The sequence below is a fragment of the Phaeobacter sp. BS52 genome, from assembly GCF_045040595.1.
In the GTDB taxonomy this organism is placed as follows: domain Bacteria; phylum Pseudomonadota; class Alphaproteobacteria; order Rhodobacterales; family Rhodobacteraceae; genus Phaeobacter; species Phaeobacter piscinae.
The window spans coordinates 2,057,005-2,082,504 of the sequence record NZ_CP090662.1 but is presented as its reverse complement, the minus strand read 5'-3'; the positions used below and the strand labels follow the sequence as shown (position 1 = coordinate 2,082,504).

At 59.1% G+C, this 25,500-nt stretch carries 22 protein-coding genes and 1 pseudogene; 8 read left to right on the top strand and 15 right to left on the bottom strand.

Annotated elements, in window-relative coordinates; all coding sequences use genetic code 11:
- Positions 1-275: 275 nt before the first annotated feature.
- Positions 276-2,633 (top strand): Hint domain-containing protein, encoded by a 2,358-nt coding sequence (locus L0Z65_RS10130; RefSeq protein WP_405107304.1) that lies wholly within the window; start codon positions 276-278, stop codon positions 2,631-2,633.
- A gap of 53 nt (positions 2,634-2,686) precedes the next feature.
- On the opposite strand, the gene L0Z65_RS10125 is transcribed toward L0Z65_RS10130, so the two are convergent.
- Both L0Z65_RS10125 and L0Z65_RS10120 read right to left on the bottom strand, forming a co-directional pair.
- Positions 2,687-4,231 carry a sodium:alanine symporter family protein gene (locus L0Z65_RS10125; RefSeq protein WP_096870717.1) on the bottom strand — a complete coding sequence of 515 codons (1,545 nt, stop codon included), beginning with the start codon at positions 4,229-4,231 and terminating at the stop codon, positions 2,687-2,689.
- Positions 4,232-4,250: 19 nt separating this feature from the next.
- Complete coding sequence (locus L0Z65_RS10120; RefSeq protein ID WP_096870718.1) at positions 4,251-4,685, bottom strand: universal stress protein; 435 nt, start codon at positions 4,683-4,685, stop codon at positions 4,251-4,253.
- A 147-nt stretch (positions 4,686-4,832) separates the two neighbouring features.
- On the opposite strand from L0Z65_RS10120, the gene L0Z65_RS10115 reads away from it, so the two are divergent.
- Positions 4,833-5,288 carry an Lrp/AsnC family transcriptional regulator gene (locus L0Z65_RS10115; protein ID WP_024098143.1) on the top strand — a complete coding sequence of 152 codons (456 nt, stop codon included), beginning with the start codon at positions 4,833-4,835 and terminating at the stop codon, positions 5,286-5,288.
- A gap of 4 nt (positions 5,289-5,292) precedes the next feature.
- Here L0Z65_RS10115 and L0Z65_RS10110 read toward each other — a convergent pair whose 3' ends face one another.
- The 7 genes from L0Z65_RS10110 to L0Z65_RS10080 form a co-directional block, all read right to left on the bottom strand.
- Positions 5,293-6,546: a cytochrome-c peroxidase gene (locus L0Z65_RS10110; protein ID WP_405107299.1), complete on the bottom strand. Its 1,254-nt coding sequence runs from the start codon at positions 6,544-6,546 to the stop codon at positions 5,293-5,295.
- Positions 6,543-7,292: an SCO family protein gene (locus L0Z65_RS10105; protein WP_405107296.1), complete on the bottom strand. Its 750-nt coding sequence runs from the start codon at positions 7,290-7,292 to the stop codon at positions 6,543-6,545. Before L0Z65_RS10105 ends, L0Z65_RS10110 begins: the two co-directional genes overlap by 4 nt.
- A 71-nt stretch (positions 7,293-7,363) precedes the next feature.
- Positions 7,364-8,674, bottom strand: a complete 1,311-nt coding sequence (locus L0Z65_RS10100; RefSeq protein WP_405107293.1) for a selenium-binding protein SBP56-related protein — start codon at positions 8,672-8,674, stop codon at positions 7,364-7,366.
- Positions 8,675-8,696: 22 nt separating this feature from the next.
- Positions 8,697-9,509, bottom strand: coding sequence for an IclR family transcriptional regulator (locus tag L0Z65_RS10095; RefSeq protein WP_405107290.1), 813 nt, complete (start codon positions 9,507-9,509; stop codon positions 8,697-8,699).
- 186 nt (positions 9,510-9,695) lie between these two features.
- A complete protein-coding gene (locus L0Z65_RS10090) occupies positions 9,696-10,661 on the bottom strand; it encodes an NAD(P)-dependent oxidoreductase (RefSeq protein WP_405107287.1) in 966 nt (321 codons plus the stop codon).
- A gap of 226 nt (positions 10,662-10,887) precedes the next feature.
- Positions 10,888-11,400, bottom strand: coding sequence for a hypothetical protein (locus L0Z65_RS10085; protein WP_405107284.1), 513 nt, complete (start codon positions 11,398-11,400; stop codon positions 10,888-10,890).
- Positions 11,401-11,416: 16 nt separating this feature from the next.
- The gene (locus L0Z65_RS10080; protein ID WP_405107281.1) at positions 11,417-11,926 is read right to left on the bottom strand and encodes a LacI family DNA-binding transcriptional regulator; all 510 of its coding nucleotides are present in this window, start codon (positions 11,924-11,926) and stop codon (positions 11,417-11,419) included.
- An 86-nt stretch (positions 11,927-12,012) separates the two neighbouring features.
- Between L0Z65_RS10080 and L0Z65_RS10075 the strand changes: the two genes are divergently transcribed.
- Positions 12,013-13,197, top strand: coding sequence for a phytanoyl-CoA dioxygenase family protein (locus tag L0Z65_RS10075; protein ID WP_405107279.1), 1,185 nt, complete (start codon positions 12,013-12,015; stop codon positions 13,195-13,197).
- Positions 13,198-13,209: 12 nt separating this feature from the next.
- Here L0Z65_RS10075 and iolG read toward each other — a convergent pair whose 3' ends face one another.
- The 5 genes and pseudogenes from iolG to iolD all read right to left on the bottom strand — a co-directional run bounded on the left by iolG (position 13,210) and on the right by iolD (position 18,763).
- On the bottom strand, positions 13,210-14,196 hold the full coding sequence (gene iolG / locus L0Z65_RS10070) for an inositol 2-dehydrogenase (RefSeq protein WP_405107276.1): 987 nt from the start codon (positions 14,194-14,196) through the stop codon (positions 13,210-13,212).
- Positions 14,190-15,029, bottom strand: coding sequence for a class II fructose-bisphosphate aldolase (locus tag L0Z65_RS10065; protein WP_405107273.1), 840 nt, complete (start codon positions 15,027-15,029; stop codon positions 14,190-14,192). The genes iolG and L0Z65_RS10065 overlap by 7 nt, the downstream gene beginning before the upstream one ends.
- On the bottom strand, positions 15,026-15,883 hold the full coding sequence (locus L0Z65_RS10060) for a 5-deoxy-glucuronate isomerase (RefSeq protein WP_405107270.1): 858 nt from the start codon (positions 15,881-15,883) through the stop codon (positions 15,026-15,028). The genes L0Z65_RS10065 and L0Z65_RS10060 overlap by 4 nt, the downstream gene beginning before the upstream one ends.
- A 12-nt stretch (positions 15,884-15,895) precedes the next feature.
- Positions 15,896-16,888, bottom strand: coding sequence for a 5-dehydro-2-deoxygluconokinase (iolC, locus tag L0Z65_RS10055; protein ID WP_102897506.1), 993 nt, complete (start codon positions 16,886-16,888; stop codon positions 15,896-15,898).
- Positions 16,888-18,763 (bottom strand): annotated as a pseudogene (gene iolD / locus L0Z65_RS10050) (3D-(3,5/4)-trihydroxycyclohexane-1,2-dione acylhydrolase (decyclizing)). The gene iolC and the pseudogene iolD overlap by 1 nt, the downstream one beginning before the upstream one ends.
- 119 nt (positions 18,764-18,882) lie before the next feature.
- Between iolD and L0Z65_RS10045 the strand changes: the two are divergent.
- From L0Z65_RS10045 to L0Z65_RS10035, 3 genes are read left to right on the top strand one after another with little or no spacing between them, the layout of a single operon-like run.
- Positions 18,883-19,986: a Gfo/Idh/MocA family protein gene (locus tag L0Z65_RS10045; protein WP_199536569.1), complete on the top strand. Its 1,104-nt coding sequence runs from the start codon at positions 18,883-18,885 to the stop codon at positions 19,984-19,986.
- Positions 19,987-20,008: 22 nt separating this feature from the next.
- Positions 20,009-20,902 carry a sugar phosphate isomerase/epimerase gene (locus tag L0Z65_RS10040; RefSeq protein ID WP_096870732.1) on the top strand — a complete coding sequence of 298 codons (894 nt, stop codon included), beginning with the start codon at positions 20,009-20,011 and terminating at the stop codon, positions 20,900-20,902.
- Positions 20,903-20,913: 11 nt separating this feature from the next.
- A complete protein-coding gene (locus tag L0Z65_RS10035) occupies positions 20,914-22,071 on the top strand; it encodes a Gfo/Idh/MocA family protein (protein WP_405107266.1) in 1,158 nt (385 codons plus the stop codon).
- Between the two features lie 66 nt (positions 22,072-22,137).
- Here the strand turns inward: L0Z65_RS10035 and L0Z65_RS10030 are convergent, their stop codons facing one another.
- Positions 22,138-23,139, bottom strand: a complete 1,002-nt coding sequence (locus L0Z65_RS10030) for a LacI family DNA-binding transcriptional regulator (RefSeq protein WP_096870734.1) — start codon at positions 23,137-23,139, stop codon at positions 22,138-22,140.
- 225 nt (positions 23,140-23,364) lie between these two features.
- Here L0Z65_RS10030 and L0Z65_RS10025 point away from each other — a divergent pair, with 225 nt between their 5' ends.
- Positions 23,365-24,315, top strand: coding sequence for a sugar ABC transporter substrate-binding protein (locus L0Z65_RS10025; RefSeq protein WP_040172405.1), 951 nt, complete (start codon positions 23,365-23,367; stop codon positions 24,313-24,315).
- Positions 24,316-24,377: 62 nt separating this feature from the next.
- Entirely contained in the window at positions 24,378-25,499 is a 1,122-nt protein-coding gene (locus L0Z65_RS10020) for an ABC transporter permease (RefSeq protein ID WP_040172408.1), read from the top strand.
- The last annotated feature ends 1 nt before the right edge of the window (position 25,500 follow it).

Sequence of the window (25,500 nt, the reverse complement as noted above, 5' to 3'; positions counted from 1 at the left end):
CCCGTCGAGCCACCCTTGAGGCTGCTGCTGGTTGCGTCCTTCGCCACATTCTCAACGCAAAATGGACTTGCGTCGACCCCAGAGTGGTCCCGCGTCGGGCGTCTTTGCGGGGTAATCATTCCGTAAGGGATGTGTTGTGACCTATGCGCCAAGCGGCTGATTGCGTCGTGGAACGACACAACATGTCAGGCCGATCCTTTGGAAGGGGCGGCGGTGAGGTATCCGCAGGTTTTGTCACTGCGGGGTGAGTGTTAGGCACAAGGTAGACGTGAGACATGGCCACTCTTGACAATGCGATCTGGTTGACCGGTGCCAACGGTGCTGCGCAGAACGGTTCAACAACGCTGAGCGAAAGCGGCAACTCCACCGTCGTGACCGGGACCTTCACACCGGGCAGCTGGGACAGCTCCCAGAGCGGCTACCAAGTGTCCGATTTCGGTGCCTTTGGTGTCAGCGAGCCGATTACCGCAAGCTATGGTTTCTCCAATCCGGTGAGCGATCTGCGGTTTGACCTGCAGCATGTGAATTCCAACGGCAGTTCTCATGACGACAAATTCACCCTGCGGGTTCTGGATGCCAGCGGCGTTCTGATCCCTGCGGCACAGATCATTGCGGGACTGACCGGGGTGACCCACCATCAGGTGACGATCAATGCTGACGGGACAGTCTCCATCGAAGGGGAGGGCAGCACAGCTGCCAATATCGGCGTCGCGATTGACGGGCCGATTTCGCAGCTGGATGTGACTTTTGACAATGGCAGCGATGCGCCGATCTCCGGTGGGGCCGGGCTTTCGGACTTCACCTTCTCCATTCCGCCCGCACTCGACTATGTCGTGGAAGGCACGGATGCAGGCGAGAGGATTGATATCGATTATCTGAGCGATCCCGAAGGGGATCGTGTCGACAGCGGGGATGCAGCTGACGGCTCTCAGGATGATGTGATCGTGGCCGGGGGGGGCGACGATACAGTTCTGGCCGGTGAGGGGGACGACTTCGTTGATGCCGGTGCAGGCAATGACTCCGTTGAAGGTGGCGCAGGCAGTGACACGCTCTCCGGTGGTCGCGGACGTGATCTGCTGCAAGGCGGGGCTGGCAATGACCTGCTGCAAGGTGGCCGCGGCGGAGACACGCTTGAGGGGGGCGCTGGGCGCGACACGCTGGAAGGCGGTGTCGGGGATGACTCACTAAGCAGTGGCGACGACAACGATCTTCTCTTGGGCGGTGATGGCGACGACACCATTACCGCAGGCTACGGCGATGACACGCTTTATGGTGGGGACGGCAATGATCGGCTCGAAGGGCTTTATGGCAATGATCTGATCTATGCCGGTGACGGCGACGACCATGTCTTTGGCCGTGACCAGGATGACCTGATCTATGGCGAAGACGGCAACGATACGCTGATCGGCAGCATGGGAACGGATACCGTCTGGGGCGGTGCCGGGAACGATATTCTGGCGGGCAGCCAGGGCAATGATGAGATCCACGGCGGCGATGGTGACGATCTGGCCTTCATCGGTGTCTATGAGGATTCCGATCGCATTTTCCTCGACGATGGCAATGATTTTCTGGACGGAAGCTCCGCCGGATCATCCTTCTACGGGGAAGGCGGTCGCGGCGACGATGTGATGAACAGCGGCGTTGGAAATGACACGCTGCTGGGGGGCGAGGGATATGACCGGCTGAGCGGCGGCGCGGGTGGTGACTCGCTTGATGGCGGCAGCGAAGATGACATCATCGAAGGCGGCAGCGGGGCAGATACGCTGATCGGCGGAACTGGCGCTGACAGCCTATACGGTGACGACGATCGGGATTTCTTTGTTGGTGGGGCCGGAGACGTCGTTGATGGCGGCGAAGGTGGCGATGACTATGACCGCCTGGATATCAGTGAACTGCGCGCGCTGGGCGACACGCGTGTGGTCTACACCAGTGCCGACCGGGAAGACGGACGGGTTGAGGTCCGAAATGATCAGGGGGACTTTGTCAGCAGGCTGACGTTCTCCAATATCGAAGAGGTCATTCCCTGTTTCACCCCGGGCAGCCTCGTTTTGACCCCCGGTGGCGCAGTGCCGGTGGAAGCGCTTGAGGTGGGCGACCGGGTGATGACGCGCGATGGCGGACCGCAGACCTTGCGCTGGACCGCGCGCCGCACCGTGACCAACAACGATCTTGCACGGCGGCCGCAGTTCCAACCCATTCTCATCGAGGCAGGTGCGCTGGGTTTTGATGGTGGCGAACCTGTGCCGAACCGGGATCTGATGGTGTCACCGCAGCACCGGATGTTGCTGACCGGAAGCCGCGCCGAGTTACTGTTCGGGTCAAACGAGGTTTTGGTGGCGGCGGTGCATCTGCTCAATGATCGCGATATCCGCCGCGCGCGGACGATGGATGTAACCTATATCCATCTGCTTTTTGATCAGCACGAAATCGTCTGTGTGGATGGCGCCTGGAGCGAAAGCTTCCAGCCGGGCGATCTGACGCTGTCGGGCATGGATGCGGCCCAGCGGTCCGAATTGTGCCATCTGTTCCCGGAGCTGGAGAGCATGGGGCGCGCCTTTCCAACGGCGCGGCGATCCCTGCGCAGCCACGAGGCACGTGTGCTGTTGTCCTCAGGACATGGCAGTATCAGGTAAGACCCTAACAAGGGAGGAGGACCCGGCCACTACTCGCAGCCGGGTCGATTTCGTTACTGGTACTTCTTGATTTCGCCAGTTTTGAGGCGGGCCAGATAGCTGTTCAGCTCGCCTTTGACGATGGGCATCAGGAAGTAGAGTGCCACGATATTGACCACTGCCATGGCAAAGATAGCCGCATCGGAGAAGTCGATGACCGGACCCAGGCTGGCTGCGGCGCCGATGATGACGAACAGGCAGAAGATCACTTTGAACACCAGTTCGGTGGTCTTGCCTTCACCAAACAGGAAGGTCCAGGCCTTGAGGCCATAATAGGACCAGCTGATCATGGTGGAGAAAGCAAACAGGATCACTGCGATGGCCAAGATGTATTTGAACCAGCCAAATGCGGAGGAGAACGCCGCAGATGTCAGTGCCACGCCGGAGTTGCCATCGACGGTCTGGATGGCGCTGCCCGCTTCGTTCAGCACATAGAGACCGGTTTCAGGATCGCTGACCAGTTGACCGGTGATGATGATCACCAGCGCTGTCATCGTGCAGATGACCACAGTGTCGATGAAGGGCTCCAGAAGCGAGACGAAACCTTCGGTGATCGGCTCTTTGGTCCGCACCGCGGAGTGGGCAATCGCCGCCGAGCCAACACCGGCTTCGTTGGAGAAGGCCGCGCGTTTGAAACCCTGAATCAGCGCCCCGACCATACCGCCTGCAACGCCGAGACCGGTAAAGGCACCGTCGAAGATCTGGCCAAAGGCCCAGCCGATTTTGTCGAAGTTCAGCAAGATGATCACAAGTGCGGTCAGCACATAAAGGACACCCATGAACGGCACCACCTTCTCGGTGACACTGGCGATGGATTTCAGGCCACCGATGATCACGGCGAAGACCACACCGGCAAAGATGACGCCGGTGATCCAACCGGGATAGTCGCCAAGCACATTGGTCAGCTGCGCATGTGCCTGATTGGCCTGGAACATGTTGCCGCCGCCAAAGGCGCCGAGGATACAGAAGATCGAGAATAGAACCGCCATGAACTTACCACCGGGCAGGCCCCGTGCGGCAAAACCTTTGGTCATATAGTACATCGGACCACCGGAGACGGTGCCATCGGGGTATTCATTCCGGTACTTCACGCCTAGCGTACATTCGGTGAATTTCGACGCCATGCCCATCAGGCCTGCGAGGATCATCCAGAATGTCGCACCGGGACCACCGATGCCAACGGCAACCGCAACACCGGCGATATTGCCAAGGCCGACAGTGCCAGAAAGAGCCGTGGCCAGCGCTTGGAAATGGCTCACTTCGCCTGCGTCATTCGGATCCGAATAGTCGCCTTTGACCAAGGAAATCGAATGCGGGAAGGCGCGGAACTGGATCAGTCCGAAGTAGATGGTGAAAATGGTTGCCGCAATCACCAGCCACGCAACGATCCAGGGAAAGCTGGTGCCGGGGAATGGGCTGAAGATGAAATTGACAAACCAGCCGGTGGAGCTGGCAAACAGCTCATTCACCTTTTCGTCGATGGTCTGTGCCATCAGCGGGCCCGACAGCCCGAGGGCGCCGGGGACGGCCAGAGCAGCCGCTTTTGAGAGAGTGTTCATGATGACCCCTGTCGATCAGTTATGGGACAATGGTGACCGGAACCGGCGCAGCCTGCGCCAGGCTGCCTGCAACCGAACCAAACAGCCGCGACGAGAGCGCGGAGTGGCCGGTGCGTCCGATAACGACGTGATTGGCGCCTTCGGATTTGGCGATGGTCACCAGCACTTCGGCGATATTGCCGTATTTCACCGTGGCGGTGACATCCACGCCGCTGGTTTCCAGATCCTTGAGAAGCGGCTGAATCAATGCGGTTTCGGCGCGCTCCAGCTCTTCCGTACGGCGCTTGTGGCGCTCTGCCAGCTCGGAGGCGGACAGAAACGAATACGGTGACCATTCCAGGACATGCGCGACAACAATGCTGCCGCCCTGTGCCTTTGCCACGTCCAGCGCAAAGTTGAGCGCGGTGCGCGCGCTTGTGCTGCCGTCGTAGCCAACTACGATTTTTGAGGCCATCTGCCCCTCCCTTGGTTTACGTCATCCCTGTGACGAAGTGTCTCAATTTTAAGACGTTGTTGATAGGAAAGGTTCTCGATTTCCTTGCGTATTGGGAAAATTTCGGAAAAATGTGCGGATAACGATTAACTATTGGGAAAAATTCCGATGGACTTGCTGGATTCGCGCATTCTTTCCGCCTTGCAACAGGACGGTCAGATCTCCATGGCCCGCCTGTCGGAAAAAGTTGGGCTGTCTTTGTCCGCATGTCATCGTCGTGTCAAGATGATGGAAGCCAATGGCATGATCGAAGGCTATGCCGCGCGGCTGGATCGCAAGAAGGTTGGTCTTGAGCTGCAGATTTTTATCGAGATCAAGCTGGTCAGTCAGCAGCGGGAGAATATTCAGGCGTTTGAAGATGCCATTTCACATATGCCCGAGGTGTTGGAGTGTCATTTGATTTCAGGGGAATTCGACTATCTGATGCGCGTTGCTGCGCGTAATACGGATGCTTATGAGAAACTCTATCGCAACAGATTGTCGGAGATCCCGTCGGTTGCGCAGATGAAGACGCTGCTCGGGGTGTCCACCGTGAAGGAGTTTCGCGGCTATCACCTGGACTAGCACTTCATGGCTGGCGGGCATCTGCGACCAGACAATCCAGTCCCGAAGAGGTCAGAGTGCTGATAAACGCCAGAAGATCAGATTTCTCCCGGTGGCTCAGGCCGAGTGGTCGCACACGCGGGTCTTGACCCGGCAGCCCTGCGCCACCGCTGTCGTAATAGTCAATCACCTCAGCCAGCGTGCTGAACCCGCCGTCGTGCATGTAGGGGGGCGAGACAGCGAGGTTGCGCAGCGTTGGCGTTCGGAACCGCCATCGGTCCTGCGGGTCCTCGGTCACCTCATAGCGCCCAAGATCAGCATCCCGCGGGCCGCTGACCGCGCGGACCAGGTCATAGTCCACATGATGGATCACGCCGGGTGCGACCTGAACGGGCAGGGTTTTCGGTGGGTTTTGACGTTCCAGTTCCCGCATCTGACCATATCCGGTGTCGTGAAACTGCTGATCGGTGAAGATTGCATGCTCCGGGCCAAGGCTGTGGCAGGACACACATCCCGCCTTGTCGCGAAACAGTTCGAACCCGCGTTTTGCGCTGGGTGACACCGCAGTCTGGTCCTCGCCATAAAACCATTGGTCAAACGGGCTGTTGCCGACGGTCAACGCCCGTTGGTAAGCGGCCAACGCCATGCCGATCCGGTCTAGCGAGGCGGGCGCCCCAAACGCCTCATGAAACAAGGTATTATAGGCATTGTCGGTTTGAAGGTGGGAAACGACCCGTCCTGCGGATGGGTTGGCCATCTCGTTTCGGGCGGTGAGCGGACCGATAAACTGGGTTTCCAACATGGGATCGCGGCCATCGTGAAACAGCGGGTCCAGCAGGCCCACGTTGATCAGGCTTGGCGCGTTGCGTTTCACGCTGCGCCCTTCCACGCCGACCGAAGTCGCGAGCTCCCAGTTGGCAAACCCCTGTTCCGGCACATGGCACATCGCGCAGGACATGGTGTTGTTGATCGACAGCGCGCGGTCAAAGAAGATCTGCCGCCCCAGCGTAATCCGCGCTGCTGTCGGAGGATTGTCCGCCGGGTAGACCAAAGGTGGCAGACCCAGCTGCGGTGTCAGGCTGCGTTTGGCGGCTCTCTCCGCCCAGTGCTCATCTGCTGGCCGTGGGCAGCTGTCAGCTGAGATCTGCACCGGCAGATCGCTTGGCCCCGCAACGATATCTCCGTCGGCGAGCGCTCTCGAGGCGGCGGCGTTCAGCGAAAGCGCAGCAGCTGCGCTGAGCAATATGCAACGTCGCAGATGCAGGGGGAGGGCGATCACTCTCTAGCCTCTTCAAGTAGCAGCGTTTCCACATCTGTCATCAACAGGCGCGGGTCGATCAGGCCCAGCCCGTAGACATTGCGGATCATGCCATGACGGTCGACCAGATACATGCGCAGAAGATGGTTGATCTGGTCGTCTGCGCCGCCACGGTCCACGACCTGCCCAAACCCGTCCAACAGGGGCTGCAATGCCGCGGCATCCGGCGTGGTCAGCACCTGCCAATCCAGTTTCTGGGCGCTGGCAGGATCGCTGCTTACTGGATGCGCGAAGGCCGCGATGGCCTCGACCGTGTCGCGCTCTGGGTCGAAGCTGATGGTCATCAGTTGAACGTCCTGTCGCAGATCCGGAAGCTGTGCGCTGGCGTCGTGAATGTCATAAAGCGTCGAGAAGGCCAGCGGACAGCCATCAACATCGCCGCAGGTCAGATAGACAAAACTGATCAGCGTGATCTTGCCATCGATCAGTTGGTGCAGCCGACCCTTAGTGCCATCGGCGGTCAGTACCATGCTATCCGGTGCAGGTTTCAATCGGTTCAGCCGATAAGATCCCGGTTCCGGCGGGCTGAACTGGAAGGCAGGATCGCTTGGGAATACCTCCGAAAGGCGGGCAGGCGTGGCCCGCAATGCAGCGGGCATCAACCGTGCCATCAGATCCGCAGGGCGCCAGGTTCCGGCCAGGGCCACGACACCTGTCAGCACCACCGCAGCAGCGGTTATGGAAACGGCGAGAGTTTTCTTGCGCATGGAGTTCCTCCGGCAAGGTGAGGTCCGCGAGGGGAGATCGGGGCGGCAGCATACCGCCCCAAAGCAGTCTCTTAAGCGGAATAAAGCGCGGCGCTGCCAAAGCGCATGATGTGCGCGCGACCCAGGCCTGCAGCATAAAAGTCGATGCTGAAATCCTCGACCAGTTCTTTGCCGTCCCAGTTGTAGGCCCTCAGATACTGCACATCGTCCTCGCCCTTCTTGTCCCAATTGGCGAGCAAGGAAGAGGAGAAATAGACCCGTTTGCCGTCCCAGCTCTGGCTGACCATATTGACCTGTCGATCAATGGTTTTCTCATAGATCTGTGCCGGGTTATGCGGGTCGGAGATATCAAACAGCCGGGTCTTTCCATCCATGAAAGAATTGACCCAAAGCGTTTGATCATCGGCGGCGATGGAGATGTCGACGGGCAGCGGGATATCTTCGGGGTTGCCGATGTCTGCCACCGATTTGGCCTGCCATTCGCCATCGTCATCCTCATAGATCAGCCAGAGCTGCGAGGTGAGTGCGGTGGTCGAGAAAGCGTAATTGGCATTTGGCCCCCAAGGGAAGCGCACTTCGAGCGGCGCGCCGGGCACGTTGAATACCTTGCGGGGCTGACGGGTGTGCAGATCCCAGAGCACCATGCTGTTGCCAAAGCGTTTCATCGCTTCGGCGTCCTGCAGCATCTGCCCGAAATCCATCATGTAGTTTGACCATCCCGTGAAGGACGAGGTGAGCATCACGTTCTTGCGGATCAGGGCGCGAATGTCATAGCCATAACCATCCGCAACCGCGCCATCGACCGCGACGGCCCCTTGCATGTCATCAGCGGTGGGCATCCAATAGGTGGCGACATAGTCCCCGTCATCATTGTATTCGACCAGCGCCGTTCGACCGCCGTGGTCGTCCTGATTGCTCAGCCCGGTGATCATCATGCTACCGGGCAGGGCAAAAAACGTGTGGGGACCAACCACACCGCCGGAATCGGCAACAAATGTCTCGATCACCTTATGCAGCTTGGGCGCTGCGGGATCGCTGTGAATATCGAAGATGAAGATCCGATTGGTATCAAGCCCGCCAGTCCAGAAATAACGACGATCAGCTGAGAAGCCGCCATGATGGGCCTCGTTCCGGCCACCGACTGAGAGACTGTGTATGACCTCCCCGCGGGTTGGCGAGCCGGGACGCAGGTCAACGGTTACCATTTTGTCTTGCTCGTCTCCCATTCCTTCCACCCCGAGGGTCCAGACGTAGACGAATTCTTCCTGACCCGTAATCTTGGGCATGTAAGGGGACTGACAGGTCTCATCGGCAAAGGCGCGAAACGGCGCTGCCATGGCCAGCGCGGCGGCGGATAACCCGCCGAATTCTCTTCTGTTCATATTCTCTCTCCCTTCAAAAAAATCAGTGTTGTTGGCTGGCCCTTTCCTTTGCAGCCGCCAGTGAATTGGCATTGGTGGTTTCCGCCTCAACGACCGAGCAATGTTGAATGGCCGCGGCGGCATGAACGGCTTGTTTCGTGAGAATTGGTAAAATTCTGGGCTGGATGGCAGGTGTGATACGGCCGGTCGGACCGACTACGCCCATCGAGAAAATGGCGCCAAGCCGGTCGACGATGATCGGCACCGCAATGCTGGTGACCCCGATGTCAATCTCACCATCGCAGGTGGCATAGCCATAGCGGCGCACCTGCTGCAACTCGCGGGCAATCTGGTCCGGGTCGGTGTGTGTCTTGTCGGTGAAGCGCATTGGCAACATGTCAATCAGGTCTTCCTGAAGCTCCGGCGCGAGGAAGGCGGCAATTGCCTTGGCCGAAGAACAGGCATGAACTGGGCGGACCCCTAACCCTGGATAGATATAGGGAACTGAGGGATCAGCCGGGACCTGCGTGTGAATCAGATCAACGCGACCGCCACGATAGCGCGCCAGAAACGCGGTCTCGCCCAAATCCTTCACCACCCGCTGCAACACGGCAGAGACCGCGTTGATGACATGGGTGTCGGACTTTCCCGTCAGCGCAATCTTTACAAACCGCAGTCCCAGAACATACCGGCTGCCGGTCTCGGTCTCCTCCAGAAAGCCGCATTCGAGTAGCGCTGCGATATGCCGATAAAGGCTGGCGCGGGGGGTCGCCGTCATCCGGGCCAGTTCGCTTGCGCTTACCGGTGAGGCAGAGGAGGCTACTGCCTCCAGAAGAAGGATCTGTCGGTCCTGCATGCGATTCCCAGAATATGGACACTTGTATCGTAATTCGGGAAAATTGAGTCTGACAAGGGTTTTTGCCAACCCATGCCAAGGGGCGGAGGCCCGGATACGCGCGCTGGGGCGCTCGGATCAGCGCTTACCGCAGAGCAGAAGACGGCAGTCAACTGCCGCCTTTGAAGGGTTTCAGGGCAAGAGCGCCTATCGGGAAGGGCTGCCATCGCGACCGGTGGGGATGACCTCGTAACCGGGTTCCTCTGGCTCATCATCGGTCATTTCAGGTGGGAAACCGGGTGCAGTGATCTCCAGACCAGTGGCTTCTTCCAGCCGTCTGATGATGTTTGGGGACAGCTCCCGGCTGCCAAACCGGGCCTCGCCGTCTTTGAAGATCTTGATCATCAGAGGGTTGATCTCCAACGGCACGTCATGGCGATCAGCAACGGCCTGAAAGAGGCCAATATCCTTTGAGACCAGATCCATGGTGAAGGAAATATCGCGGGATCCGTTCAGGATCACCTGGCTTTCGGTTTCATGCACAAAGGAGGTGCCGGAGGAAATCTTGATCGCCTCATAGGCGGTGTTAAGATCCATTCCAGCGGCCTTCGCGGTCACCAAAGCCTCGCAGCAGGTCAGAAGATTGGCGGTTGCAAGATAGTTGGTGATCACCTTCAGGACCGAGGCTGAGCCGATCGGCCCTGTGTGCAGGATACGCCGTCCCATGGTCTTCAGCAGCGGCGCGATCCGGTCAAAGGTCTCGCGGTCGCAGCCGGCGAAGATCGAAATATTGCCGGTGTCCGCCCGGTGACAGCCACCGGATACGGGGCAGTCCACGGCGGTTCCCCCCGCCTGTTCGACCATGGCGCCAAGGCGTTTGACCTCGGCCTCATCCGTCGTGGACATCTCCATCCAGATTTTGCCGGGCCCAATCTCCGGTAGCATCTGTTGCATGACCTGATCGGAGGCTGTGGGCGATGGCAGGCAGGTGATCACCGCGTCGCAATTGCGCATCAGTTCTGCCGGGTCATTTGCTGCAGTGGCGCCCGCCGCCGCTGCCTTCGCAACCAGCGCGGCATTCAGGTCATAAACGCTGAGATCAATGCCATTGCGCAGCAGGCTGCCACTCAGCTTGCCACCAACGTTTCCGAGGCCGATAAATCCTACTTTCATGCCGCTCTCCCTGCTGGCTGTTTCAAGGAGCATTCCAAGAACCAGGGCAAAGAGGAACAAAAATTGCAGTTCTTGGAGTGAAAAACAGCTGTTCGGCGCGCAGCTTTGACAGATTCCCAGTTGGAGCGATTATTCAAAAGGTCATATGCGGCTTGGCTCCACCGAAACCCGCCAGATGGCGATTTTATTTCTGAGGGAGGATGCACACAGAAACAGCGTGCCCCGATCAGTTTTCAGCACAATCAAAGGGCGTGACCATGGACATGCGGCTCCGAGTCGCAACGGGCGGTGCTTTCAGGATCTGGTTGGCGTGGAGCAAGCTGAGGAAGGCATTGCGCATGTCACTGGCAATGTCATGCTGCAAGGCAACGGTAATGTTTCCCTGCCGTAAAAGTGTTCGGTTCTCACTATCCAGATCATGGGCGACATAGGCACGGGGGCAGTGACCATAACCTTTCAGCAGTTCCGATATGGTGCGATTGGCCCCGCCCATCGAATAGACGCCTAATATCGGCCCAAGGCCCGGAGCGGACAGTTGCTCCTGTAGCACCGCTCTGGTCTCAAACGCGAGCCCGGCCCCGGCTGAAACTGTCATCAGCCGCAGATCAGGGCGGCGCTCTGACATCAACCTGAGGAAGCCACATCGCCTTTGAGCCTCGCCATGAAAGGCCAATTGGCTGAGTGTGGTCAGGATGGTTGCTCCGGATGGAGCGCTGTTCGGCAGACATTTGTCGATCATATAGGCCGCTGACTGGCTAAGCCGCGTAGTTGTCCGGACCGCAATAGGCGCGGCGAACACTCCCTGGCAGGTCGGTAAAGGCGCAGACAACCGGAACGCCCTTACTGTCCAATTCAGCGACCATCGCGGTGATCTCAGGCAGATCCCGCACCTTCAGCACCACCCCGTGACTGCCACGTTTGAGGATTTGCCGAAGCAGAACAACGCAGTCAGGCGCGGACATGATCTGGCGAAAACTATACCGCGCGTGGATCACCGCCGGGCCAATGGTGGGCAGGACCGCCTCAGTTGCGTGCCGAATTTCCCGGCTGAACCGTTCGGGTGCTTCCACCACAACGTCGAAGTAGAGCCGCCGCCCCCGTGCTGAGAGTTGCTGTTCCTGTCCCTCCAGTTCGGCGATGGCTGCGCGAACGCGCGCCTGGCTGCGGGGGCTGACATTGGCGCGTGCGTTCAGAACGCGGTCCACAGTTGCCGTGCTCAGACCGGATTGCCGGGCGATATCCTTGATCGGGAAAGGATGACTCATTGATGTATTTTTGATGGATTTGCGCGCTGACCACAAGAGCCCGACCCGGCAATCTCATAGCGAGAGACAGTAGAGAGGAGGCTCTGATGACAGCTGCTGCGACACCGATGGAGCAGGCCTATTTTGATCCTGATGGATGCGCGTTGAGTGACTTCACCGCGCAGGTTGAACGGGAACTGACACCCGACCAGGTTCCGCTGGCCGACAAGATTGAGAAGGATATCCCGATCTATGACATGGCAGCCCTTAAGGCGATGCTCAGCGGGCCAGAGGCGCGCCGCCATCTGATGGCAGAATGGGCGCAGGGATTGCGATACGGGGCGGGTGTTCTGGTGCTGCAAGGTGCCTATCAGGACGTGGCTCCGATTGATGCCGCAAGCGCTGTCTTCGACGAAATCATCTCACAGGAGCGGCAGGCAAATGGCGGTGGTGCGGACCATTTCGCTGCAGCGGGATCAAATGACCGGGTTTGGAATGCGCTCCAAAAGCTCTGCGTCGCTTCGCCGGATGTCTTCGCGCGCTATTTTGGCAACTCATCAATCGCGGCCGTTTGCGAGGCCTGGCTTGGACCCAACTACCAGATGACGGCGCAAATCAATCTGGTGCGTCCGGGCGGAGCTGCCCAGCAGGCGCATCGTGACTATCATCTGGGCTTTCAATCAGCGGAAACCTCCGCGCAGTATCCGGCCCATGTGCATGACCTATCGCCAGTTTTGACGCTGCAGGGGGCGGTGGCCCATACCGATATGCCGGTGGAGAGCGGCCCGACCAAGCTGCTGCCGTTTTCGCAACAATACCGTGCGGGCTACGCAGCTTGGCGGCGCGAGGACTTCCGGGCCTATTTCGAAGAGCACTGTGTGCAGTTGCCTCTGGCAAAGGGCGATGCCGTGTTCTTCAATCCGGCTTTGTTTCATGCCGCAGGAGCCAACCGATCGAAGGATGTTCAGCGGATGGCAAATCTGTTGCAGGTTTCGTCTGCTTTTGGCCGCGCAATGGAGACTGTGGACCGGCGCGGCATGTCGGAGCGGCTTTTCCCGGCGCTGGCCAGGCTGAAGCGTGAGAGTGCCATGACTGACGCTGATCAGGCCGCAGCAATTGCAGCCTGCGCAGAGGGGTATTCTTTTCCAACCAATCTGGACCGGGACCCGCCGGTGGGCGGTTTGGCCCCACAAACGCAGGCCGGGCTGTTTCATCAGGCCCTTACCGAGGGTTGGACATCCGAGCGTTTCAACAAGGCACTGGCGGCACAGGACTTGCGCCGCCAGGCATAAGGATCTGATCGCTTACAACGCGACCGGTGCCCCCGTCTCAAGCGATTGGGCGGCGGCATCGGCCAACATCTGGGCGCGTAAGCCGTCGTCGATGCTAGGGGAGGGGGTGCTGCCGGTTTGTACAGCTTCGACAAATCGCGCCATTTCGTTGCGATAGGCCGTTTCGTAGCGTTCAAGGAAGAAGTGCTGTGCAGGAGCTGTCTGAAAGCCGTTGGTTCCGGCCACTTCTACCGTGTTCTCCAACATGTTCGCCGCACGGAGCATCCCCTTGGAGCCATGCACCTCCACCCGTTGGTCGTAGCCGTATGTGGCCCGCCGGGAGTTGGAGATTTGGCAGATCTTGCCGCTGGCCGTGGTCAGCGTAATGGCGGCTGTGTCCACGTCGCCTGCTTCGCCAATGGCGGGATCGACCAGCGCTGAGCCAACCGCAAAGACCTGCACCGGTTCCTCGGCCAGCAAAAACCGCGCCATATCGAAATCGTGGATCATCATGTCGCGGAACAGGCCGCCAGAGGTCTTGATATAGCTGACCGGCGGCGGGGACGGGTCACGTGACAGGATCGAGACAATCTCCACATCGCCAATCTCACCGGCCCGCAGGCGCTGTTGCAGATTGGCAAAGTTGGGATCGAAACGACGGTTAAACGCTGTGAGGAAGGCAACACCAGCCTCGGCTACCACCTTTTGACAGTCGCGAATGCGGTCGGCGGACATATCGACGGGCTTCTCGCAGAATATTGCCTTTCCTGCAGCCGCAGCCTGATGGATCAAGTCGTAATGCGTATCAGTCGGAGTGCCGATCACCACCGCGTCTACGTCCGCGCTGGTGATTAGCGCGGAGGCCTCGCGCACATCAGCGCCGATCTTGCTGGCCAGGGCATTCGCGGCATCCGGCATCGCATCTGCAACCGCAGTGACGCGCACCCCGTCCAATTGCCCGACAGATCGCGCATGGACCTGCCCGATGCGCCCGCAGCCCAAAAGGCCGATATTCAACATTGTGTCTCTCCCTTGAAGGCGCGAAGAACGCTGCGCGCCGCAGCAACGACCGGATCGTGGGTTTCGGACAGGATGCTGACCCTGTCGAACCGGTCCGGATCGCTATTTACCGCATCGCGCAATGCGGCCCCAAAGGCCATGCGCAATTCGGTGCCGATATTGAATTTGCAGATACGTGACTGGCGCGCCAGCATTTTGCGCTGCGCGACCGGCACGCCGGAACCGCCGTGGATGACCAGCGGCACTTCGGTGATCGCCTCTATGGCGCGGATGCGGTCGATATCGAGTCCGCCTTCCTTGTCCTGTTGCAGATGCACATTGCCGACCGAGATCGCCATGGCATCAACGCCTGTTTCCTGTGCGAATTGCCGGGCCTCTTCCGGGTCGGTACCGGCTGACCCCTCGCCGCCGGAATACCCGACAAAGCCGATCTCTCCCTCGCAGGAGACATTCGCAGCATGGGCCATCTCTACGATGGCTGCGGTTTCGGAGATATTCTGATCCAGCGGTTTGCGCGAGCCGTCGAACATCACCGAGGTAAAGCCGCTGTCGATGGCGATACGGCAGTCCTCAAAGGTGTAGCCATGATCCAGATGGGCGACCACAGGAACCGATGCACTTTCGGCCAGATGCCGGAACATCTTGCCCAGGACCGGTAGCGGAGTATGAGCGCGGCAGGACGGGCCGGCCTGCAGGATGACCGGCACGCCTTCGGCTTCAGCAGCAGCCACATAGGCGCGCATGTCTTCCCAGCCCAGTGTGACCAGCCCCGCAACGGCATAGCCATTGCGCAGGGCTGGCTGCAGGACGTCAGCCAATGTTGCAAGGGTCATTTGAACTTAGCCACCATATCCTTGATGCCGGGGATGGTTTCGACCTGATAGGCATGGGTCGGCTGGAAGTACTGGATCAGGCTGCGCTGGCTCAGACCGCCAAGGATGGTGAAATAATACATCTCATATCCTGGCATCACGGCGCAGGGGTGATACCCCTTGTCGATCATGATCGTGGAGCCATCCATCAATTGATAGGCGTCCCCCGGCTTGCCCTCTTCGCGTTGCAGGATCTGCACGCCAGAGCCGTGGTTCGGACGGAAGCGGAAGTTATACGTCTCGTCATGGCGCGTCTCGATGATGTTGCCGTCGGCATCCTCGCGGTCGGTATCATGTTTGTGCGCCGGGAAGCCGGACCAGCCGCCCTGTCCCACGGTGAACAGTTCTGACACCAGCAAGCGGCCGACCTTGTCGTGCTGTTTCTGGCCAAGGATATGTTTGATTTTACGATGAGTCTTGGTGTCGTCAGAACCGTATTGCACCAGATCGATACCGTCGGCGCGCACGTCAAATGGTTCCAGCACCTTGTCGTATTTGGCGCCCGCGATGAAGGTTTCGGTCGCATCCGTTGTGCATGTGATGGTCACCTTGGCTCCGACGGGAATATAGACGCCTTCCGGCTCGCCGTCCCAGACGTCGGCGGTGCGGGTGCCGATGTCAGCATAGCTCAGGCCCTCGACCTCAATGTCTACGGTGCCGGTGGCCGGAACGATGCAGGTCTCATAGCCGGGCACCTGATATTCAAAGGTCTGGCCCTTGGTTAGTTTAACGATGTTGAAATAGTTCAGCGGAACAAGCGCGTTGTCAGCATCGACAATGGCTTTGTTCTGGTTGTCATGAGGGGCGATATGCATTTGCGGGTCCTTTCAAATTTCGGTGGCGCCGGGGTGCGTTGCAAGAAACGCCTCCAGTGCGGCAAGGTCGGGCATGGCGGGGGCGCAGCCGGGTTTGGCCACCACGACGGAGGCACAGGCTGAGCCGCGCAGAATGGCATCCTTCATTGGACGCCCTTCGGAAAGTGAGGCGAGGAAACCGGCCATGAAACTGTCACCGGCGCCGGTCGGTTTTAGCGCATCTACGGGGTAGATACCGGTGCGGACCTCCTGGCCATCGGCAAAGGTGACAGCGCCCTTGGGCCCCATCTTGTAGACGACGATGGAGGCAGAGGTGTGCGCCAGCGACCGTGCTTTGGCGAGGCCTTTGTCAATGCCACCGGCCATGAAGCCGAATTCCTCATCATTGCCGACAATGATATCGGACATGGCGCCTGCGCGAGACAGGATATCCGCCGCAACCTCAGGCGAGGGCCAGCTATAGGGGCGGTAGTCCACATCAAAGATGATCGGCAGCCGGGCCGCGCGCGCCAACTCAAAGGCGCGGAAGGTTGCGCTGCGTGATGGTTCAGCCGCGAAAACTGTTCCTGCGGTGATCAGCGCGCTGTACTGGCTGTAATCCACCGCCTCCACATCTGCGACGGTCATCTGGAAATCGGCGGCATTGTTGCGATAGATCACGCTTTGATGGTCCTGCACCCGGCTTTCATAAACCGCCAGAGAGGTCCGATATTCACCGGTGATGCGTTTCACGTGAGTCCGGTCAACACCGTAGTGATCCAGCTGGTTGAGGCAGTACCACCCCACCGCATCATCAGAAACGCTGGTGACCAGAGCGGCGCTGCATCCCATCTTGACCAGACCTGCGGCGATATTGGCGCTGCTGCCGCCCATGGCGACCATCATGTCCAGTGCATCAGCCGTGGCGGTGCCAGCAGGGGTTGGGCACAGATCCATACCCACCCGACCAAGGACGAGGAAATTGCGGCCTGCCAGATCTGAGCTGGCCTTGCTTGGCTGTTTCATCACACGCCCCGCCGTTGTTTGATGCGGCTGGACTCCCAGTCGATATGGGCCTCGCGCACCTTGTCATCCTTGGTGATATGCGGCGTGCCAACCTCCCACCAGGCGTGGCCTTCGGTGGTCCAGCCTTCATAGGCGTCAACCTTCATCACGATGACGGTTGTCCGATCGTTGCCTTGCGCGCGTTTGAACGCTTCGCCCAGCTCTGCCGGATTGGCGGCGGTTTCGGTAAGTGCCCCCATCGAGGCCGCGTGACTGGCAAAATCCACGCCAAAGGCTTCAGGTATAGTGGGGCAATCCTCAAGCAGATTGTTGAAGCTGGTATTGCCCGTGTTGTTCTGCAGCTTGTTGATGACCGCAAAGCCGCCGTTGTCCAGGACCAGAATGATCAGCTTCTTTTGGCTGAGAACGCTGGAATAGATGTCAGAATTCAACATCATGTAGGAGCCGTCACCGACAAAGACGATGGTGTCACGATCCGGCTCTCGCTCGGACTGGGCGATTCGAGCTCCCCAGGCGCTAAGCAATTTCATAACCCATGCAGGAAAAGCCGAATTCAACATCAACTGTGCCGGGCTCCAATGTGCGCCAATTGGCGGTGACTTCCGCCGGAAGCCCGCCAGCCGCCGCGACCACACGGTCCTTCGGATTGCAGAGTGCGTTCACAACACCGATGGCCTGCGCATAGGAATTGGGCCGGTTGTCCCCGTAAGAGACGTTGTCTGCGACATAGGCCACCCAGTTACGGCGGCTCTCCTGAGCACGGGCGACCCAGCTGCCAGGGGCCTTGTAGTCACCGCTTGTTGCGCCAAGTTCCAGAAGCCCGCGCTGGGCGTCGCCGACAACCGGCAATGCGCGGTGTTTGCCTGCGTCATGGCGCGCTGCGTTGATCGAGATGAACTGGGCATCTTGCGCAAAGGCGGTCCAAGATCCGGTGGTAAAATCCTGCAATCGTGTGCCAACTGCAAGGATCACATCTGCCTCGGCGGCGATCGCATTGGCGCTGTCCGATCCGGTGACCCCAATAGGACCGATATTCAGTGGATGGGTTTCACGCAGGTTGGCGCGACCGGCGATGGTTTCAACAACTGGGATCTGATGTGTTTCGGCAAAGCTGGTCAGCTCGGCCACGGCGCGGCTGTATTGCACACCGCCACCAGCAATGATCATCGGGCGTTTGGCGCCGCGTAGCGCTTGGGCAGCATCTGCGATTTCGGCCGAATCCGGCGCGATGCGGCGAATGCGGTGGATTTTCTTTTCAAAGAAAACCTCGGGGTAGTCATAAGTCCATCCCTGCACGTCCTGCGGCAGGCCAAGGAAGGCGGGGCCGCAGTCGCCGGGATCCAGCATGGTGGCGATCGCAGCGGGCAGGGACTGGATGATTTGGGCGGGATGGGTGATGCGGTCCCAATAGCGCGACACGGGCTTGAAGGCATCATTCACACCTAAGGTTGGGTCGTCAAAATTCTCCATCTGCTGCAGTACCGGATCCGGCAGGCGAGTCAGGAACGTGTCGCCGCAGAGCATCAGCATCGGCAGGCGGTTGGCATGGGCCAGCGCGGCGGAGGTGAGAAGGTTTGATGTACCCGGACCAGCACTGGCTGTGCAGAACATGAACCGCTGCCGCAGCCACTGCTTGGCATATCCAGCGGCGGCAAAGCCCATGCTTTGTTCGTTTTGCCCCCGGTACAGCGGCAGCTCATCACGTGCCTCATAGAGCGCTTCGCCAAGGCAGGTCACATTGCCGTGGCCAAAGATGCCGAAGCCACCTCCGCACAGACGTAACTCCTCGCCGTCAATCTCAATGAACTGATTGGACAGCCATCGGATGATGGCCTGGGCGGTGGTCAGCTTAATCGTTTTTGGCGGCGTCGTCATAGGCAGGGATCCCTGGGATGGTCTGTGGTCGGGTCGATTTGATCTTGCGAGATGTCGAATCCCAAGATACAAGTTTTGCAACCGGTTGCAAATTGAAATTGATGGGTTGGGAGGCCAGAATGACCGAAATCGGTATCGGAATTCTCGGCGGGGGCTACATGGGCAAAGCGCATGCCGTCGCGATGGCTGCGGTGGGGGCGGTGTTTGACACTGCTTTGCGCCCGCGTCTGGAAATGGTCTGCGCCACGACCCCAGCCAGTGCGGAGCGGTACCGGCGGGCTTATGGGTTTCAACGCGCAACGGACGACTGGCAGCTGCTGGTCAACGACCCCAAGGTCGAGGCGATTGTCATCGCATCTCCACAGCAGACCCATCGTATCGTCGCAGAGGCAGCCTTTGCGCTGGGCAAGCCCGTTTTTTGCGAAAAGCCGCTGGGTGCATCGCTGTCTGATAGTCGTGCCATGGTGGCAGCGGCGGAGACATCGGGCTGTCCCAATATGGTCGGGTTCAACTACATTCGAACCCCTGCCAGCCAATATGCGCGGCGTTTGATTGCCGATGGTGTGATCGGAGAGGTGACCTGGTTTCGCGGCGAACATACCGAAGATTTCTACGCCGATCCCGGTGCCCCCGCGACATGGCGCACGGAGGGCGAAGCCAATGGGACCATGGGCGATCTGGCGCCGCATATGATCAATGGTGCAATGGCGCTGATCGGGCCGATCACGGAACTCATCGCCGAGGTAGAGACCGTTCATACGGACCGCCCCGGTGGCCGTGTCACCAATGACGACCAGGGGCAGATGATGTGCCGTTTTGCCAATGGGGCGATGGGACAGATGTTCTTTAGCCGTATCGCGACCGGTCGTAAGATGGGCTATGCCTATGAAATTACGGGAACAAAAGGAGCGATCCGCTTTGATCAAGAGGATCAGAACGCGCTGTGGCTCTATCTGAGCGAGGGTGACGAGGCCACCCGCGGCTTTCGCAAGATCCTGACTGGCCCTGCACATCCCGACTATCTGCCGTTTTGCCAAGGGCCGGGGCATGGCACCGGGTATCAGGATCAGATCCTGATTGAGGCGCGGGACTTCCTGCGCGCGATCGAAACACAGACACCGGTTTGGCCGACATTTGAGGATGGGATGGCGGTAAATCAGGTGATTGCTGCTGCCATGGCCGCCTCAAAAGGGCGGTCCTGGCAAACCGTATCAACGTTCTAAATATCTAAGAAAGCAATGCAAAATGACGATCAGAATTGGCAATGCCCCATGTTCCTGGGGGGTAGAGTTTGCACAGGATCCCCGTAACCCGGACTGGCGCAGCGTTCTGAAGGACTGCGCCGAGGCTGGCTACAAGGGGATTGAGTTGGGGCCTGTGGGCTACATGCCCGAAGATCCCGCAATTCTGCGGGATGCGCTGGCCGAACATGATCTGGAGTTGATCGGCGGCGTGGTGTTCCGGGCGTTCCATGATCCTGATCAATGGGACGACGTCCTGGACGGGGCACATCGCACCTGCAAGGCGCTGAAGGCGCATGGCGCGGAGCATTTGGTTCTGATCGATTCCATCTCGCCCCGCCGCGCGCCGACTGCCGGGCGCGCGTCGGAGGCTGAACAGATGGGCCAATCAGAATGGTCGGCATTCCGCGACCGGCTGGCCACAGTGGCCCAGATCGGGACCGAGGAATACGGTCTGACCGTCGGCATCCACGCTCATGCAGCGGGGTTCATGGATTTTGAGCCGGAGCTGGAGCGTTTGCTGGATGAAGTTGACGACAAGATCCTGAAGATCTGTTTCGATACTGGCCATCATTCCTATGCCGGATTTGACCCGGTTGCCTTTATGAAACGGCATATGGATCGTATCAGCTATATGCATTTCAAGGACATCGATCCCAAGGTGAAGGCAGATGTGATCGCCAAGCGGACAAATTTCTACGATGCCTGTGGGCAGGGGATTTTCTGCAATCTTGGCGAGGGCGATGTTGATTTCCCAGCCGTTCGGCAACTGCTTGTTGATGCTGGGTTTTCTGGCTGGTGCACGGTGGAGCAAGATTGCGATCCGACGCTGGACCCTGACCCCGTTGGTGATGCGCGGGCGAACCGCGAATACCTCGAATCTATCGGTTTCAACTAGGGAGCGGCACCATGACAAAACTGAAATGGGGCATGATTGGTGGCGGCGAAGGCAGCCAGATCGGACCGGCTCATCGTCTGGGCGCAGGACTGGATGGTGCCTTCGATTTCGCGGCGGCGGCCTTGGATCATCGCCCAGAGGAGGGGCGTGCCTATGGTCAGCGGCTGGGGCTTGCGGCGGACCGCGCCTATGGTGACTGGACGGAGATGCTGGAGGGGGAGTGCAATCGCGCGGATCGGGTTGATCTGGTCACTGTAGCAACCCCCAATGCCACGCACTTTGAGATCACCAAAAGGTTTCTGGAAGCTGGCTTTCACGTGCTCTGCGAAAAGCCGATGACGATGACTGTGGAAGAAGGCGAGGAAATCGTCAAAATCGCCAAGACGAAGGGCAAGATTTGCGCCGTGAACTATGGCTATTCCGGCTATTCCCTGGTCCGTCATATGAAGGCAATGGTGGCGCGCGGCGACCTTGGCAAGATCCGGCTCGTGAAGGCTGAATTCGCCCACGGCCACCATGCGGACACGGCTGATGCAGACAATCCGCGGGTGCGTTGGCGCTACGATCCCGCGCAGGCCGGGGTATCTGCCCAGTTCGCGGATTGCGGTATCCACGCGCTGCATATGGCGAGTTTTGTCATTGGCCAGGAAGTGGAACGCCTGTCAGCTGATACGGTCAGCTGTATTGAGAGCCGGGTTCTGGAAGATGACGCCATGGTGAACATGCGCTTTGATGGCGGGACAGTCGGGCGGCTCTGGACCTCGTCGGTGGCGATCGGACGCCAGCACGGGCTGACCCTGCAGGTGTTTGGAGAGACTGGTGGCCTGCGTTGGTCGCAGGAACAGCCAAACCAGCTTTACTGGATGCCCCTTGGTGAACGGCTGCAGGTGATTGAGCGTGGCGAGGATAATCTCAGCCCCGAGGCAGATCGCACCAGTCGTGTAACCATCGGTCATGCCGAGGGGATGCCGCTGGCCTTTGCCAATATTTACAGTGATTTGGCAGAAGCGATCAGGGCTGAAAAGGCCGGGCGCCCAATCGATCCTGCCGCAGATCTATATCCGCGGGCCGAGGACGGGTTACGCTCCATGGCGGCAGTTTTTGCAGTCGCGGAGAGCGGCGCAACAGACGGGGCCTGGGTGGATGCGCGTCCGCCTATGTTTCGCTGATTGAGCCTGATCTGAAGCAGGGCAGGGGCGTCGGTATTCCGGCGCCCTTCTTCGATGCCGGGTGATTCAGGTTTCTTGGGGTCGCAGGGTTCCGCGCTCTACCACATGACAGGGGAAAATACGGGCCTCTGGATAGCGATCAGGTTCGTCCAGCATCGCCGCGACCAGCTCAATCGAGGAATTGACGATCTGTTCAATCGGTTGGTGGATGGTGGTGAGGTCAATATTCTCCCACCGTGCCATCTCCATGTCGTTGAGGCCGATAACCCCGATGTCCTGCGGCACCTGCAGGCCCTTTTCGCGGATCGCACTAAGCGCCCCAATCGACAAAACGTCATCACCGCAGAAATAGGCCTCAGCCGGGTCATCGCGAAGCAGGCGCAGCATTTCACGGCGGCCCGCCTCGAAGGAGTAATCCTCGGCAAAACTATGCGTTGCTGTGACATCTGGATGGATCTCCATCTCCGACGTGAAGCCCTTGCAACGGTCCTGAGTTGAGGTTGCGGTCTGCGGGCCCCCCATGAAAGCGACCGTTTTGTATCCGCGGGCTACAAGCGTGCGTGCAGCCATCCGGCCACATTCGACGTTGTCGATCCCCACGACATGTACCTGCGGAGTGGAGGACGAGCGGCCAAAGCTGTGCACCACCGGCACACCCGCATCGCGAAATGCCTTGGCAAAGCCTGGCGGGAGAGTCGAAGAGGCCACCACCACGCCATCCACAGAATATTGTCGCAACATCCGGACCGAGTTTTCGGGATCGGTTTCGTCAGAGAGATTGACCAGCAGTGGCCGCAGGCCGCGATCCTGCAAGCGGCGTGTAAACCGGTCGAAGACCTCAAGGAAAATCGGGTTGTGAAAGTTGTTTGAGACAAGGCCAATCAGTTTGGTGCGTCCGGTTGTCAGAGAGGAGGCCAATGCGTTCGGACTGTAGCCAAGTTCCTGCGCGGCCTTCTCGACCTTGCGCCGCATCTTTTCGGAGACGGATGCGCCATCGGTGAATGTGCGCGACACCGCTGATCGTGAGACCTGCGCCCGTTCTGCCACCTCTTTTAACGTTACAGCCATTCCTGGTCTTCCTCTTGTCCGGGCCATCTGGGGCCCATCCACCTGTGCAACCGGCTGCGCACCGGATCAGAGTATCTATCGCGGATCCAAATCGAGTTCAGCAGAAAAAATGCTGCCACAAATTGCAACCGGTTGCAAAAAAAATCGATTCGTGGTTATTCTGATCCCCGACGCGAATGGGACCGCCCGGACGCGATCGTGACGGTAAAACTTTGGGAGGAAAGAATGACGTCAATCTTCAAGACATTTATGCTCGCAACAACGGTTGCAGCGGCGCCGATGATGCTGGCAACAACAGCCTCTGCCGAGGGTGAAAAATATATCCTCGTCAGCCACGCCCCCGACAGCGACAGCTGGTGGAACACCATCAAGAACGGGATCGCCCTGGCGGGCGAGCAGATGAACGTGGAGGTGGAGTACCGCAACCCGCCGACCGGTGACCTCGCCGATATGGCGCGGATCATTGAGCAGGCGGCAGCCTCAGGGCCCAACGGCATCATCACAACCCTGTCCGACTATGATGTGCTGTCCGGCCCGATCAAAGCGGCCGTGGACAGCGGCGTGGATGTGATCATCATGAACTCCGGCACCCCGGATCAGGCCCGCGAAGTCGGCGCCCTGATGTATGTTGGTCAGCCAGAATATGACGCAGGCCATGCGGCGGGTATGCGCGCCAAAGCGGACGGCGTCGGCAGCTTTCTTTGCGTAAACCACTACATCAGTTCGCCATCTTCAACAGAACGCTGTCAGGGCTTTGCCGACGGGCTGGGTGTGGATCTCGGCGATCAGATGATTGACAGCGGACAGGATCCGGCGGAAATCAAGAACCGCGTTCTGGCCTATCTCAACACCAATCCGGAAACTGATGCGATTCTGACACTCGGCCCGACTTCGGCGGATCCGACCCTGCTGGCGCTGGAAGAAAACGGCATGGCTGGCGACATCTATTTCGGCACCTTCGATCTGGGTGAGGAAATCGTCAAAGGTCTGAAAGCCGGTGTCATCAACTGGGGTATCGATCAGCAGCCGTTCCTGCAAGCCTATCTGCCGGTCGTGGTTCTGACCAACTACCACCGCTACGGCGTGCTGCCCGGCAACAACATCAACTCTGGCCCTGGTTTTGTAACCAAGGACGGCCTGGAAAAGGTCGAAGAGTTCGCGGGCGAGTACCGGTAATCATCTCCCCAAGTGCGGGCGGCTGAGACACATCAGCCGCCCCTTATTTTAGAGAGAGCACTATGTCTGACGCACCTACCCAATTTGCGGAAGACGAGCGGATCAAAACCCGTTCGAAATTCCGCGAAGCCATGATCCGACCCGAATTGGGCGGCATTATCGGCACCATCACCGTATTCGCGATGTTCCTTATTTTTGCTGGTGACAGCGGCATGTTCAACAGCCAGGGCGTGATGAACTGGAGCCAGATCTCCGCCCAGTTCATGATCATCGCAGTTGGGGCCTGCCTGCTGATGATCGCGGGCGAGTTTGATCTCTCGGTCGGGTCCATGATCGGGTTCGCGGGAATGTTGATCGCCATTTTCAGCGTAACGCTGGGCTGGCCGGTCTGGTTGGCTATTTTGGTGACCTTCGCAATCGCCACAGCCATTGGTGCGCTGAATGGATTTATCGTGGTGCGCACGGGGCTGCCCAGCTTCATTGTCACGCTGGCGTTCCTGTTCATCCTGCGCGGCTTTGCTATTTATTTGCCGCAGACCATTGAACGTAAGACCATCATTGGCGGGGTGGCTGACGCCGCCGAGGGCGATTGGATGGCGGCACTGTTTGGCGGCAAAATTCTGACCGGCCTGTTCCAGTGGCTGGGCGACAACGGCTGGATCGCCGTTTTTGAACGCGGCACCCGCAAGGGGCAGCCGGTGGTCGAGGGGCTGCCCATGCTCATCGTTTGGGCTATTCTGCTGGTGATCGTTGGTCATGTCATCCTGACCAAAACACGGTTTGGCAACTGGATCTTTGCGGCGGGCGGTGACGCTGAGGCTGCGCGGAACTCCGGGGTGCCTGTCAACCGCGTGAAAATCCTGATGTTCATGTTCACGGCTTTCTGCGCGACCGTCTTTGCAACCTGTCAGGTGATGGAGTTTGGCGGCGCCGGATCGGATCGCGGTTTGCTGAAAGAATTTGAAGCCATCATCGCGGTGGTGATTGGTGGCGCGCTCTTAACCGGTGGCTATGGCTCGGTTTTGGGGGCGGCGCTCGGTGCGCTGATCTTTGGGGTGGTGCAGCAGGGGCTGTTCTTTGCTGGGGTTGAAAGCTCACTGTTCCGGGTGTTCCTCGGTCTGATCCTACTGTTTGCGGTCATCCTCAACACCTATATCCGCCGCGTCATCACAGGGGAGCGCTGAT

Bases quoted from the DNA above. Each gene is read 5' to 3' on its own strand.
- L0Z65_RS10085 (WP_405107284.1), bottom strand. From the start codon at position 11,400: ATGATCGACAAATGTCTGCCGAACAGCGCTCCATCCGGAGCAACCATC.
- L0Z65_RS10090 (WP_405107287.1), bottom strand. From the start codon at position 10,661: ATGAAAGTAGGATTTATCGGCCTCGGAAACGTTGGTGGCAAGCTGAGT.
- iolG (WP_405107276.1), bottom strand. From the start codon at position 14,196: ATGTTGAATATCGGCCTTTTGGGCTGCGGGCGCATCGGGCAGGTCCAT.
- L0Z65_RS10060 (WP_405107270.1), bottom strand. From the start codon at position 15,883: ATGCATATCGCCCCTCATGACAACCAGAACAAAGCCATTGTCGATGCT.
- iolC (WP_102897506.1), bottom strand. From the start codon at position 16,888: ATGAAACAGCCAAGCAAGGCCAGCTCAGATCTGGCAGGCCGCAATTTC.
- L0Z65_RS10080 (WP_405107281.1), bottom strand. From the start codon at position 11,926: ATGAGTCATCCTTTCCCGATCAAGGATATCGCCCGGCAATCCGGTCTG.
- L0Z65_RS10065 (WP_405107273.1), bottom strand. From the start codon at position 15,029: ATGACCCTTGCAACATTGGCTGACGTCCTGCAGCCAGCCCTGCGCAAT.
- L0Z65_RS10045 (WP_199536569.1), top strand. From the start codon at position 18,883: ATGACCGAAATCGGTATCGGAATTCTCGGCGGGGGCTACATGGGCAAA.
- L0Z65_RS10030 (WP_096870734.1), bottom strand. From the start codon at position 23,139: ATGGCTGTAACGTTAAAAGAGGTGGCAGAACGGGCGCAGGTCTCACGA.
- L0Z65_RS10130 (WP_405107304.1), top strand. From the start codon at position 276: ATGGCCACTCTTGACAATGCGATCTGGTTGACCGGTGCCAACGGTGCT.
- L0Z65_RS10095 (WP_405107290.1), bottom strand. From the start codon at position 9,509: ATGCAGGACCGACAGATCCTTCTTCTGGAGGCAGTAGCCTCCTCTGCC.
- L0Z65_RS10115 (WP_024098143.1), top strand. From the start codon at position 4,833: ATGGACTTGCTGGATTCGCGCATTCTTTCCGCCTTGCAACAGGACGGT.
- L0Z65_RS10020 (WP_040172408.1), top strand. From the start codon at position 24,378: ATGTCTGACGCACCTACCCAATTTGCGGAAGACGAGCGGATCAAAACC.
- L0Z65_RS10100 (WP_405107293.1), bottom strand. From the start codon at position 8,674: ATGAACAGAAGAGAATTCGGCGGGTTATCCGCCGCCGCGCTGGCCATG.
- L0Z65_RS10040 (WP_096870732.1), top strand. From the start codon at position 20,009: ATGACGATCAGAATTGGCAATGCCCCATGTTCCTGGGGGGTAGAGTTT.
- L0Z65_RS10035 (WP_405107266.1), top strand. From the start codon at position 20,914: ATGACAAAACTGAAATGGGGCATGATTGGTGGCGGCGAAGGCAGCCAG.
- L0Z65_RS10125 (WP_096870717.1), bottom strand. From the start codon at position 4,231: ATGAACACTCTCTCAAAAGCGGCTGCTCTGGCCGTCCCCGGCGCCCTC.
- L0Z65_RS10075 (WP_405107279.1), top strand. From the start codon at position 12,013: ATGACAGCTGCTGCGACACCGATGGAGCAGGCCTATTTTGATCCTGAT.
- L0Z65_RS10120 (WP_096870718.1), bottom strand. From the start codon at position 4,685: ATGGCCTCAAAAATCGTAGTTGGCTACGACGGCAGCACAAGCGCGCGC.
- L0Z65_RS10025 (WP_040172405.1), top strand. From the start codon at position 23,365: ATGACGTCAATCTTCAAGACATTTATGCTCGCAACAACGGTTGCAGCG.
- L0Z65_RS10105 (WP_405107296.1), bottom strand. From the start codon at position 7,292: ATGCGCAAGAAAACTCTCGCCGTTTCCATAACCGCTGCTGCGGTGGTG.